The following is a 12,099-nucleotide window of genomic DNA, read 5'->3' as shown; positions in this document are numbered from 1 at the left end:
TGCCCAAGCGACCCGAACCGATTCGGCGAGATGGCAACTAGTGCGTGACGGTCTCGGTTTCAGCCGCCGGACAACAGCGGTATTCCTGTGATTTCTCCAGCAGGTCGATCTGCTTCTTCAACAGTTGATTCTCGAGATCCCGGCGCACCAGATCGAGCGCGATCTGCTGCTTGAGTTCCGGCTCGCAGATATCGCAGTCGTCCAGGCATCCCTTGACGAGAACACCCGGTGTAGGAATCGCCATGGTCTTTTCCCAGCCGAGCGTTTTCTGCGCCGCTGCGGAAACCGTTCCACCCTCCTTGTCCAGCAGGCCTTCCTTCACCAGATCCTGATCCACCTGTTTCAGGGCGGCCCGCCGAGCGTCCACGGGTATCGGTGCGGCGTGGGTGAAATTCGTGAACGACCGACCGAGCAGTACCCCGGCAGCCGGGCCGACGCCGGCCTGTTCGACCGCCACGCTATCCAGGGCACGGCGTGCGACATCGAGGCGATTCGCGCCTGTGGCGAGTACCGCACTGGAATGAACCGCGACTCCGGTGGCCGGCTTCGGCGGATTCAACGCCACCGATGTGGGCGCCAGCGGGTCGTCGACGCGGCGCTCAATGCTCACCAGTTCGAATTTGACCGTCTGGCATTTGTTGATGCGGTAGAAGAAAAACGTGATGGCGTGGCAATGGTTGGGGTTGCTGAAGGTGCGCGTGGCCGACTCGTACTGATCCTCGGATTCGCCCTGCTGGTGACTGCGGGTGGCCACTTCGCCGATCGAGGTCGACGCCGCAGCGCGCGTGCTGACCTCCATGTGCTGCTGCAGTGTCTGTGAATGCTGGCTCAGCGAGTGCGCCAGCGTGCTGGTGGAGTGGGCGTCATGGGAGCTGGCGGCGACCGAACCGCCGATGCTGAAGATGCCCAGATCGATACCCGCACCGCCGCCGCCGCTGACCGACGACGAACTGAACGACGAATTGGCCTTGGTCGTGTCGAGCACATCGAGGTTGCTCATGCCGTACGCCATGCCGGCCGCGTAGTAGGACTCCTCGGAGGTGGATTCGTTGCGATAGCTGAGGTTGGTTTCGCTGTCGAAGCTGTAGCGGGTATGACGGTCGCTGGAGGTGAGCCGCACCTGCTCGCCAGGCAACAGCGTGGTGGTGTATATCGGGTCGCCCAGCGAAAGGGGGCCTGCGCAGCGCGTCAGGCGGAAATGCAGGGTGACTTCGACCGGCACGGCCTGGCGCTGATCGCCAACAGTCACCACTGGGCGAAACGGCAGCCGATAAGTGAAATTCAGAACGTCGCAAACCGCACATGGCACCAGGGGTGGACAGCACGGAATCGCTGCCGGCGTGTGTGCGGTGTTCATCGCAGAATCTTCATGCTTGGCCATGTCGCCCTCCGGATCACGCGTGCGCCGACGGTGCGGGATGTTCCGCTGCGCATGAATTGCGTCATGCAGCAGGCGCCAGCTGAAAAGGCAACATCCATGCCACGCGTCGGGCGCGGCAGAATGGCTTGTCACGTGGGTTGGCGGCGCCGCGGGCAGCGGCCCATGGGGCAGCGTTGACCCGCTGCGATGGCCCGGCGGGTGTCATTGCACCCGGCACAAAAGATGGTGGGCACAACGCGTGCCGCGATTACCTTGGACGGAACGGCTTGGTCCCGATGCCGTGCTTCAGCAGCAGCTTGCCGAGCTGGCGGCGCTCGGTGCCGGACAGGCGGGCGGCGGCGCTGATATTGCCGCAGGCTTGCTGCATCAGGTGAGTGAGGTAGTCGTGCTCGAACTTGCGGATGGCGTGCAGCTTGGCCGCGCTGAAGCCGAGGTCCGGCTCGCTGGCGCGGCGCCTGGGCATCGCGCCCGCGCCGGCAAAGGCCGGCTCGGCCGCCGCCAGTTCGGCGAGGCCGATGATCGGCCCCTCGCTGCACATGTAGGCACGCAACGCGATGTTGTCCAGCTCGCGCACGTTGCCCGGCCAGGCATACGCAAGCAGCGCCTGCAGGGCATCTTCCCCCCACTGCTTGGCCGGCCCCCGCAACCGCACCGCGACGGCGCCGACGAAATGGCCGGCCAGCAGGGCCACGTCGTCGTCGCGTTCGCGCAGCGGCGGCAGCCGCAGGTACAAGGCATTGAGTCGATAGTGCAGGTCGCGACGGAAGCGCCCGGCCACCACCTGGCGCTCCAGGCTGGCATTGGTGGCAGCGATGATGCGCGCGTCCGACACTCGCGCCGCGCCGCAGCCGACGGGCCGGTATTCGTTGTCCTGCAGGAAGCGCAGCAAGGTCACCTGGCCCTTGTCCGAGAGCGTGTCGACCTCGTCGAGGAACAGCGTGCCGCCGCGCGCGTGGTCGATCAGCCCGGGCTGGGCGCCCTTGGCGTCGGTGAAGGCGCCGCGGTCATGCCCGAACAGTTCGTTCTCGATCAGGCTGTCGGGGATCGCGCCGCAGTTGACCGGCACGAACGGGTGGTCGCGGCGTGCGCTGGCGTAGTGGATTTCCCGCGCCGCCAGTTCCTTGCCGGTGCCGGTCTCGCCTTCGATCAGCACCTGCACATCGCAGCCGGCATAGCGCTGCAATTGCGCGCGCACCGCCTGGATCGCCTTGGATTGGCCGAGCATCACCGGCATCGTCCGCCCCCGAAGTCACCAGCAAGAACCCCGGCACGCCAGTATCGGCGCGCCATGAAATCCCCCTGGTACCCATCGCGATCCGGCCTCGGCGCACCGGATCAGCGGCGACGATGGAGTATGCGCAGTTTCCGCGCTGCAGTCCAAGGCTGTTCTTGCTGTCATCCTTGGCCGTTATCGACGTAGTACTGGAACGCTGACTGGCGTAATACATCACCTTGTCTGCACCAGAAACGGCCGCCGATCACAAAACCGGCGCTCCGTCGTGACACCCGGCTCCCGGCGATGGCTGGCGACGCGGCACGATGCCGCATCGCCCTCATGGCCGCGTCCGAAACGGGCGTGTTCATGGCCGCTCGCGTATCCTAGGCAGCTGTCGCCGCGCCCATCCCGGCGCTCGCAAGGCACCGCGGCCACGGCCGCCCTCCCCGCGAGTCCCCATCTCCGGCCTGCCGGATGGCCCGGCGTGCGACTTCCCGGCACCGATACGGCAACAACGCGAGACAACCGACCATGGCGGCAATGGCAACCGAGCACGTGATCGACGTGCAGCACTGGAACGACACGCTGTTTTCCTTCCGCACCACCCGCGACCCGGGTTTCCGCTTCGACAGCGGCCAGTTCGTGATGATCGGGCTGGAAACGGACGGCCGTCCGCTGATGCGCGCGTACTCGATCGCCAGCGCCAGCTGGGAGGAACACCTGGAGTTCTTCTCGATCAAGGTGCCCGACGGCCCGCTCACCTCGCGCCTGCAGCACCTGCAACCCGGCGACCCGCTGATCGTCACGCGCAAGCCCACCGGCACCCTGGTGCTGACCGACCTCAAGCCCGGCAGGCACCTGTACCTGCTCGGCACCGGCACCGGGCTGGCGCCGTTCATGAGCATCATCCGCGACCCGGATACCTACGAGCGCTTCGACAGGATCGTGCTGGCCCATGGCGTACGCCGGGTCGACGACCTGGCCTACGCCGACTACCTGGAAAACCAGCTGCCGCAGCACGATTACCTGGGCGAGCTGGTGCGCGAGAAACTGATCTACTACCCCACCGTGACGCGCGAGCCGTTCCGCCACCGTGGCCGCATCACCGACGCGATCGTCGACGGCGTGATGAGCGCGGCGACCGGCCTGCCGCCGCTGAACCCGGCCACCGATCGCGTGATGCTGTGCGGCAGCCCGGCGATGCTGGACGACTTGAGCGGCCTGCTCGACGGCCGCGGCTTCCGCTCCTCACCGCGCACGCGCGAACCGGGCGACTACGTGATCGAGCGGGCGTTCGTGGAGAAGTAGCTTTTACGTGCCGGACGCTTCAATCGCGCACGCGCCCGTTGCCTTCGTTGTCCCAGTAACCGAACACGCGACGCGCGACCAGCTTGTACAGCCGCTTGCCGGTGGCGCGCCACAGCCGCGAATGCGGCGCGGGGGTTTCGAGGATCGCGCGCTGGCGTGCGCTCAACGCCCCCGCGCAATACGTGCGCTTGTGCTTGAGCAGGTGGCGCAGGTCCTCGCGCGCCAGCAACCGGAACAGGCGGCCACGGCGGCCGCGGGTCCAGGCAAGCTGGAAATCCACCAGCGCCGGACGGCCGTCCGCGCGCACCAGCCAGTTCGGTTCCTTGGCCAGATCGTTGTGCACGATGCCGCGCCGGTGCAACCGCGCCAGCAGGCGCAGCGCATCACGGTAGTAGCCGCGTTCGCGCGGCCGCGCCTGCTGCATCGGCGCGCCGGCGATGTAGCTGCGCAGCAGTTCGCGGCCATCCCAGCCCAGCAGTGCGGGTACGCCGTCGATCCCGGCCAGCCGGGCCAGCGCCCGCGCCTCGCGCGCCGCCGCACGATGGGCGGCCGGCCACGCCCACCATCGCGCGGCGCGAACGTCGCGGCGGATCATCCGCACGCCGTCGCGTTCGACGATCTCGATGCGGCCGAGTTCATCAGCCTTGAGCAGGATCGGGTTGGCAGCGTCCACACGGGGATTCCGGCAGGCGCGAACGACGCGCGGTTGCATGCCATAGTGTCTCAACCGGCGATGGTCGTGCGGCCGGCATGCCCGCCGTGTGATCGTGTCAACGGAATCGGACTGATGGATATCGCGTTGTATGTGCTGGCCGCGTTGCTGATCGTCGGCGGCCTGGCCGGCGCCGTGCTGCCGGCCCTGCCCGGCATCCCGATGCTGTTCGGCGGCATCTGGCTGGCCGCCGCGGTGGACGGCTACCGGCACCTGGGTCTGTGGTGGCTGCTGATCATCGGCGCGCTCGGCACGCTCGGGGTGATCGTCGACTTCGTCGCCAGCACGCTCGGCGCCAAACGGGTGGGCGCCAGCAAGCTGGCCCTGTGGGGCGCGGCGCTGGGCACCCTGGTGGGCATGTTCCTCGGCATCCCCGGCCTGCTGTTCGGGCCGTTCCTCGGTGCGCTCGCCGGCGAACTGGCTTCCGGCACCAGCGTGCTGCGCTCGGCCCATGTCGGCATCGGCACCTGGCTCGGCCTGCTGCTCGGCACGCTGGTGAAACTGGTGCTCTCGTTCGTGATGGTCGGCTTGTTCGGCCTGGCCATGCTGTTCGGCTGAACGCGTTTCAGCGCGCGTTCCGCACCGCGCCGGTCGCGCTCCTGGCCAGCCAGCCGGCAAGCTGCACGGTGTCGCGGCTGAGCGCGGCGGGCAACACGATGTAGTGCCGGCTCGGTGCCGCACCGGGCTTGGCGATCAGCCGCGCCGTGCCTTCGATCCGCAGCAGCGCCGGCTGGTCGGCCGGCGCCAGTTTCAAGGCCAATCCGCCCGACGTCAGCCACGCGCAGGGCTGCTCGTCGAGCCAGGCCATCAGCCCGCCGAACATCGGCTTGAAGCGCAGGTCGTGCGGCCGGCCCAGATGGGTGGCGGCATCCTCCAGTTCGCGGCGCAGGGTCGCGAGGCTCGCCGGCACGCTCACGCCGGTCCGGGGATCACGTACAGCAGCACGGCCAGGAAATGCAGCACGCTGCCGGCCAGCACGAACACGTGCCACAACGCGTGGTGATACGGCAGCCGCCGCCACAGGTAGAACGGCACGCCCAGCGTATAGGCCAAGCCACCGGCAAGCAGCAGCGCGGTACCGCCGGCCTGCAGATGCTCGCTGAGCGGCTTGAACGCGACCATGCCGATCCAACCCATGCCCACGTACAGCAGCACCGCCAGTTTGCGGTAGCGTCGAAGCAGGCCCAGTTCCAGCGCGGTGCCGGCCAGCGCCAGCGCCCACACCACCACGAACAGGCTCCAGCCCCATGCTCCCGGCAAGGCGACCAGGGTGAACGGGGTGTAGGTGCCGGCGATCAGCACGTAGATCGCGATGTGGTCGAGTGCGCGCAACGCCGGCTTGGCGGCCGCCACGGAAACCGAGTGGTACAGCGTGGAGGCGGTGTACAGCAGCACCAGCGAGGTGCCGAACACCGCGCAGGCCACCACGGTCAGCGCGTTGCCATGCAGGGCCGCGAACGCCACCAGCGTCGCCAGCCCGGCAATGCTGAGCACGATGCCGAGGCCGTGGATGATGCTGCTGGCAAGCTCGTCGCCGAAGCTGTAGCGCGGGATCACCGCACCGGATGTGCCTGACATGCGTGGCTCCTGGGTAACGCGAGGCGCGTGGGCATACCTTAACCGGGCACGCCCACGTCCGCCTACCGTGACGCATGGCCGCACCGGCACCCCGTCACGTTATTCGATGATGAACGCGCCGAACGCCACGCCCAGGTTCCAGCCCTCGCCCTTGCCGCTGAGCGCCAGCGAGACGTTGCCCTTGGTTAGCACCTGCGCCGCGGCCGACTTCTCCGCGCCGGCATGCGCCTCGGCGTTGGCATAGTGGCCCAGCACGTCGCGCACATTGCTGATGCCGGTAAATTTGCCGACGCCGTCGGTGATCTTCGTCTTGCCGAAGGTCAGGCCGCCGCCCTTGGCGCGCAGCTTCACGTGCAGGCTCTGGCCGTTGCTGCAGCGGACCGTGCCGCTGCCGCTGGCGGTCTTGTAGAACACCGACCAGCCGGACAGCTGGAAACTCATCTTGCAGGAAATGTCGCCGGCCCGCGCCGGCGTGCCCAACAGCAGGCTGCCGCACGCCAGCCCCACCACGCCCGCCCATTTGATCAGGTTCATCGTCGTTCCTCATCGCCTGCCGGCCCGTTGCCAGGGACCGATTGTTGCAGGACGACGGCGCTCGCGGCGTGAACCGGCGTGAAAGCCGCCTTCACAAAGAATCCACACCCGATCATGGCCGCCGTCGTTCAAGCTACCGCTACGGATGCGAGCATCCCCTGACCATCCGTCATTACCGCCCCGCCTCCCCGCGGGGCTTTTTTTGCCCGCTGCGGCCACCGCGCCGCCATCCGGCATTTGGCCATCCAGCCGTCTGCTTGCGCAACCGCCTTGCCGGGGCATACGCTGCAGTCGCGACGGCACGATCCCCCTGCTCGCGCAGCGTGACCGCCGCAACATCCCCACCGAAGTCAGGAGGTCGCCATGTCGTCCGCAAGCCTGGCCGTAGCTCATCGTACCCACCCCGACCGTGCACGCATCGCCGCCATCAGCGCCGCGATCGCACTCAACCTTGCCGTAATCGTGATCGCCTCGCGACCGACCGGCCCGGCGTTTTTCCACGCGATCGAACAGATCAACCCGATACCCACGATCCGTTTCGTCGAACCGAAACCGCCACTGCCGCTACCGCCGGTCGAGATGGCGCCACTGCCGCATCCATCCGTCGCGCCTGTCGCGCACCTGCGGCCGTTGCCGGCCAGCCCGCCGGCCATCGTGCCCAGTACCGAAGGCCATGTCGCCGTGCCGCCGGTCACCACCCCGACCCTGCTGCCGAACGCCAGCACGCCCGGGCCGGCGCTGACCGCGCCGGTCGAGGCCAGCCTGGCCTACCGCTCGGCCCCGCTGCGCTTCCCCACCCGCGCGCTGCAGCAGCACATGCAGGGCACGGTGCTGCTGCGCGTGCTGGTGGACGAGACCGGCAAGCCGGTGCAGGTGTCGGTGGAGCACGGCAGCGGCTACCTGCTGCTCGACCGCAGTGCCGCCGAGCAGGTGCTGGCCGGGTGGCGGTTCCAGCCGGCGATGGTGAACGGACAGGCAGTGCGCGCGTGGGCGCGGGTACCGGTGACGTTCGACCTGCGCGAATAGCGGCCCGGCGCGGGTATCCGGCCGGCAACCACGCCGACCGGATACCCATCCACGCGCCGGCGCAAGTGCCCGCAGCAGTGCCGTCGGCTTACGCGTCTTTAACGATACGCATGCTCCACTGGCGCCCATTCACCCTGCCAGGTTCCACCGCATGGGCAAGCATCAGCACACCTTGAAAACCCTGCGCGCGATCGCGCTCGAACACGCCACCGCCGAACACCCCGACCTCGCCACGATGGCGCGCGAACTGGGTCGCGTGGTGCACCAGGACGCGTCGGCGCTGGCCGCCCGGCTGGCCTCGCTGCGCCAGCGCCGGCACGGTTTCGAACGCTGGCTGCTGGCCGAGCGCAGCAAGCCGCCGATCAGCGTGCTGGTACTGGCATGGCCGCCGAACCACGCCACCCCCGTGCACGACCACGCCGGCCTGTGGGGCCTGGAAATGACCCTGGTAGGCGCGCTGGAAGTGCAGTCGTACCACCGCGACGCCGACTCCGGCGAACTGAACCTGCACGGCCGCAACTGGCTCGGCCCGGGCGACGGCGTCTGGTTCGAGGGCGACCGCGGGCAGGCGCACCGCTGCCGCAACCTGTCGCGGCACGACACGGCACTGTCGCTGCACGTCTACGGTGGCGACCTGGCAGAATACTTCGCCTACGAACAAGCCGAGCCCACCGGGCGCTGGATCGCGCAGCCACGGCGCAGCGTCATCGCCGGCCGCCTGCCCGGCTGACCCGCACGACACCACACACAAGGAATTTCATGTTTCGACGGGTCGCCATCATCGGCGGCGGTGCCGCGGCCGCCACGCTGCTCAGCGAGCTGCTGGAGCGCGCGTCGCCGCAGCCGCTGCAGCTGGACTGGTTCACCGGCGGCGGCACGCCGGCGCGCGGCGTGGCCTACGGCACCACTTCGGAACGCCACCTGCTGAACGTGCGGGCGGCCTCGATGAGCATGTTCGCCGGCAAGCCGCGCGGCTTCCTGGATTTCGTGCAGCGCGACAACCCCGCCATCGCCGGCACCGACTTCCTGCCGCGCCGCCGCTACGGCGACTACCTCGAGGCGGAAGTGGCGCGCGCACTGCAGCAGGGCAAGGTGCACGGGCACCACGTCAACATCATCCCGTTCGCGGTCGACGCGCTGGTGCCCGAGCGCGATGGCGTCACCGTGATCCACGGCGAGGAAAGCCACCCGGCCGACGCCGCCGTACTGGCCCTGGGTGCGTTGCCGGCGCAGCCGCTGGCCGGAGTCGGCGCCGCCGCCCTCGCCAGCGGCCGTTACGTGGTCGATCCATGGCGCCTGCTGGCCAACGCCGGCGCGCTGCAACCGCCGCCGCGCAAGGTGGTGGTGATCGGGCTGGGGCTGACCGCGGTCGACGTGCTGCTGGAATTGTCCGCGCAATGGCCGCAGGCCGAATTCGTTGCGGTCTCCCGCCACGGCCGCTTCCCCGAGGCACACCTGCGCGCCGCCGCCGCGCCCGCCGATGACGGCGCCGCGCTGGTCGAGGCGATGCGCGATGCACCCGAGATCCGCCGCTGGATGCGCCTGCTGCGCGAGGCGATCGCCCTGGAAGGCACCGAATGGCGCGCCGTCGTCGACAGCCTGCGCCCGCACCTGCCCAGCCTGTGGGCCGAGCTGTCGCCGGAACAGCGCGCGCGCTTCATGCGCCACGCGCGCTGGGCGTGGGAGCGCGTGCGCCACCGCATGCCGCCGCAGATACGCGAAACGATCACCGCGCTGGAACGCGACAGCCGGCTGCAACGCCAGCGCGGACGCGTGCACGCGGTGGACGTGGACGTCGCCGGCGCCACGCTGCAACTGACCGTGGGCCACGCCGGCGCGACCCACCTGCTGGATGCCGACCTGGTGATCCAGACCGTCGGCCTGGATACCGACGTGCGCCGCAACAGCCACCGGCTGGTCAGCCAGTTGCTCACCAATGCGCACATCGCACCCGACCCGCTCGGCCTTGGCGTGCAGGCCGACACCGACGGCCACCTGCAGCACGGGGAGCAGTACTGGCCGAACCTGTTCGCCATCGGCAGCCTGCTGCGCGGCACGCTGTGGGAGTCCACCGCGATGCCGGAAATCCGCCAACAGGCCCGCCACCTGGCCGACCAGCTGTTGAGCGACTGAGCCACCCGCCGCGCCCGCGATGACCGCCAGCGCACTCACCGCCTGCATCGTCCTGCTGCACCTGCTGGGCATGTTCGCGGCGATGCACGCAGTGATGCATGCACGCACGCCGCAGGGCGCGGTCGGCTGGACGCTCGGCCTGCTGTTGCTGCCGTACGTGACCCTGCTGCCGTACCTGTATCTGGGCTCCAGCCGTTTCCTCGGTTATCGCGCCGGGCACCCCGTGCCACGTGCACGCGCGCTTTCCGCGGCGACGGATGCCGCCTCGCCGGTCGACCCGGGTTGCGCCCGCCACGCCGCGCTCAGCGCGCTGCAGGGGCGGCCGTTCCGCGGCGGCCACCGGCTGCGCCTGCTGATCGACGGCGAAGCCGGCTTCGACGCCATGCTGGCGGCGATGGCCGCGGCCGAGCACTGCCTGCTGGTGCAGTTCTTCATCATCCACGACGACGCGCTGGGCCGGCGCCTGCAGCAGGTGTTGCTGCAACGCGCCGCGGCCGGCGTGAAAGTGTGCGTGTTGTTCGACGGCATCGGCAGCCACGCGCTGCCGCGACGCTACGTCGAGACCTTGCGCGAGGGTGGCGTGGCGATCCACCGCTTCGCCACCCATCGCTGGCGCAACCGCTTCCAGCTGAACTTCCGCAACCACCGCAAGATCGTGGTGGTGGACGGTGCGCGCGCCTTCGTCGGCGGGCTCAACGTGGGCGACGAATACCTGGGCCTGAAGCCGCCGCTGGCGCCGTGGCGCGACACCCACCTGGAACTGCGCGGACCGGCGGTGGCCGACCTGCAGCAACTGTTTGCCGAGGACTGGCAATGGATCACCGGCGCGCCGCCGCCGCTGCTGCCCACGCCGCCCGGCGACGGCGACGCCAGCGCGCTGGTCGTGGCCAGCGGCCCGGCCGACCCGCAGGAAACCGGCTCGCTGTTCTTCGCCGCCGCGATCAACGCGGCGCAGCAGCGCGTATGGCTGAGCACGCCCTACTTCGTGCCCGACACCGCGGTGCGCGCGGCACTGCAACTGGCGGTGCTGCGCGGGGTCGACGTGCGCGTGCTGATCCCGTCGCGGCCGGACCACCGCACCGTGTTCCTCGCCTCCACCCTGCACGCCTACCACGCCGTGCGCACCGGCATCCGCGTATACCGCTACCAGCCCGGCTTCCTGCACCAGAAGGCGTTGCTGGTCGACCGCGACACCGCCGCGATCGGCAGCCTGAACCTGGACAGCCGCTCGTTCCGGCTCAACTTCGAGGTCGCCGCCCTGGTCGTCGATCACGCCTTCGCCACCGAGGTGGCCGCGATGCTCGACGCGGATTTCAGCCACGCGAAGGCCGTCGACGAACACGAATACCGCAACACGCCGTACCTGCGCCGGGTGGCGATGCATGTGGCACGATTGTTCGATCCGCTGCTGTAGGAGCACGCCCATGCGCCAGCTCGCCCTGCTGCTTTGCCTGATGGCCGTCAGCCTGGCCGGACACGCCAGCGAACCGGCGCGCTTCGTCGAGCGCTCGCTGGAACTGCACGGCACGACGTACCACTACCGGGTCTTCGTGCCGGACGGCTGGACGGCCAAACGCAGCTGGCCGGTGGTGCTGTTCCTGCACGGCAGCGGCGAGCGCGGCAACGACAACCGCGCCCAGCTCGGCCAGGGCCTGCCGCCCTGGCTCGGCGAACACGGCAGGAATTTTCCGGCCGTGGTGGTGATCCCGCAGGCGCCCGACGGTCGCCGCTGGAACGGCGAGATCGAGCAGATGGCGCTCAAGGCGCTCGACGACAGCATCGGCGAATGGCACGGCGACCGCCGGCGGCTCTACCTCACCGGCCTGTCGATGGGCGGCTACGGCGCGTGGCAGATCGCACTGGACCGCCCCGGCATGTTCGCCGCCGCCGCGGTCATCTGCGGCGGCATCCGCCATCCGAACGACAACGCCGACCTGTCCGTGCAGGGGATTCCCGCCGAGGCCGGCGATCCGTACGCCTGGGTCGCCGCACACCTCGGCGCGCTGCCGGTGTGGATCTTCCACGGCGCGCTCGACGACGTGGTGCCGCCGGAAGAATCGCGCCGCATGCACGCGGCGCTGCAGGCGCGCGGCAGCGAAGTGCGCTACACCGAATTCGCCGGGGTCAACCACGGCTCCTGGCAAGCGGCGTACGCGACGAAAGAATTGTGGCCGTGGCTGTTCGCGCACCGCCTGCCCGCGCGCTGAGAAA

The 12,099-nt window shown here is 69.3% G+C and carries 13 protein-coding genes; 7 read left to right on the top strand and 6 right to left on the bottom strand.

Annotated elements, in window-relative coordinates:
• Nucleotides 1-37: 37 nt before the first annotated feature.
• Nucleotides 38-1,381, bottom strand: coding sequence for a hypothetical protein (locus tag ASG75_RS15465; protein WP_157617000.1), 1,344 nt, complete (start codon nucleotides 1,379-1,381; stop codon nucleotides 38-40).
• Between the two features lie 247 nt (nucleotides 1,382-1,628).
• Nucleotides 1,629-2,606: a sigma-54 dependent transcriptional regulator gene (locus tag ASG75_RS15460; protein ID WP_235580258.1), complete on the bottom strand. Its 978-nt coding sequence runs from the start codon at nucleotides 2,604-2,606 to the stop codon at nucleotides 1,629-1,631.
• Nucleotides 2,607-3,128: 522 nt separating this feature from the next.
• Between ASG75_RS15460 and ASG75_RS15455 the strand changes: the two genes are divergently transcribed.
• Nucleotides 3,129-3,905 carry a ferredoxin--NADP reductase gene (locus ASG75_RS15455; protein ID WP_056391632.1) on the top strand — a complete coding sequence of 259 codons (777 nt, stop codon included), beginning with the start codon at nucleotides 3,129-3,131 and terminating at the stop codon, nucleotides 3,903-3,905.
• Between the two features lie 19 nt (nucleotides 3,906-3,924).
• Here ASG75_RS15455 and ASG75_RS15450 read toward each other — a convergent pair whose 3' ends face one another.
• Complete coding sequence (locus ASG75_RS15450) at nucleotides 3,925-4,617, bottom strand: serine/threonine protein kinase (RefSeq protein WP_056391627.1); 693 nt, start codon at nucleotides 4,615-4,617, stop codon at nucleotides 3,925-3,927.
• A 75-nt stretch (nucleotides 4,618-4,692) separates the two neighbouring features.
• On the opposite strand from ASG75_RS15450, the gene ASG75_RS15445 reads away from it, so the two are divergent.
• Nucleotides 4,693-5,175 carry a DUF456 domain-containing protein gene (locus tag ASG75_RS15445; RefSeq protein ID WP_056391623.1) on the top strand — a complete coding sequence of 161 codons (483 nt, stop codon included), beginning with the start codon at nucleotides 4,693-4,695 and terminating at the stop codon, nucleotides 5,173-5,175.
• A 7-nt stretch (nucleotides 5,176-5,182) separates the two neighbouring features.
• On the opposite strand, the gene ASG75_RS15440 is transcribed toward ASG75_RS15445, so the two are convergent.
• The 3 genes from ASG75_RS15440 to ASG75_RS15430 form a co-directional block, all read right to left on the bottom strand.
• Nucleotides 5,183-5,527, bottom strand: a complete 345-nt coding sequence (locus tag ASG75_RS15440) for a TfoX/Sxy family protein (protein ID WP_235580257.1) — start codon at nucleotides 5,525-5,527, stop codon at nucleotides 5,183-5,185.
• A 2-nt stretch (nucleotides 5,528-5,529) separates the two neighbouring features.
• Nucleotides 5,530-6,195: a hemolysin III family protein gene (locus ASG75_RS15435; RefSeq protein ID WP_056391617.1), complete on the bottom strand. Its 666-nt coding sequence runs from the start codon at nucleotides 6,193-6,195 to the stop codon at nucleotides 5,530-5,532.
• Between the two features lie 99 nt (nucleotides 6,196-6,294).
• Entirely contained in the window at nucleotides 6,295-6,729 is a 435-nt protein-coding gene (locus tag ASG75_RS15430; RefSeq protein WP_056391614.1) for a hypothetical protein, read from the bottom strand.
• 363 nt (nucleotides 6,730-7,092) lie between these two features.
• On the opposite strand from ASG75_RS15430, the gene ASG75_RS15425 reads away from it, so the two are divergent.
• The 5 genes from ASG75_RS15425 to ASG75_RS15405 all read left to right on the top strand — a co-directional run bounded on the left by ASG75_RS15425 (nucleotide 7,093) and on the right by ASG75_RS15405 (nucleotide 12,095).
• Nucleotides 7,093-7,755, top strand: a complete 663-nt coding sequence (locus tag ASG75_RS15425) for an energy transducer TonB (protein ID WP_056391611.1) — start codon at nucleotides 7,093-7,095, stop codon at nucleotides 7,753-7,755.
• 151 nt (nucleotides 7,756-7,906) lie between these two features.
• Nucleotides 7,907-8,485, top strand: coding sequence for a cysteine dioxygenase family protein (locus ASG75_RS15420; protein WP_056391608.1), 579 nt, complete (start codon nucleotides 7,907-7,909; stop codon nucleotides 8,483-8,485).
• Between the two features lie 29 nt (nucleotides 8,486-8,514).
• The gene (locus tag ASG75_RS15415; protein ID WP_056391605.1) at nucleotides 8,515-9,888 is read left to right on the top strand and encodes an FAD/NAD(P)-binding protein; all 1,374 of its coding nucleotides are present in this window, start codon (nucleotides 8,515-8,517) and stop codon (nucleotides 9,886-9,888) included.
• Nucleotides 9,889-9,907: 19 nt separating this feature from the next.
• Nucleotides 9,908-11,302: a cardiolipin synthase gene (cls, locus tag ASG75_RS15410; protein ID WP_056391602.1), complete on the top strand. Its 1,395-nt coding sequence runs from the start codon at nucleotides 9,908-9,910 to the stop codon at nucleotides 11,300-11,302.
• A gap of 10 nt (nucleotides 11,303-11,312) precedes the next feature.
• Entirely contained in the window at nucleotides 11,313-12,095 is a 783-nt protein-coding gene (locus ASG75_RS15405) for a prolyl oligopeptidase family serine peptidase (protein ID WP_056391599.1), read from the top strand.
• Nucleotides 12,096-12,099: the final 4 nt, after the last annotated feature.

Origin of the sequence: Rhodanobacter sp. Soil772, assembly GCF_001428385.1 — a bacterium.
Taxonomy (GTDB): Bacteria; Pseudomonadota; Gammaproteobacteria; order Xanthomonadales; family Rhodanobacteraceae; genus Rhodanobacter.
The sequence above is the reverse complement of the archived record's forward strand: the minus strand, read 5'-3'. Positions and strand labels throughout refer to the sequence as shown.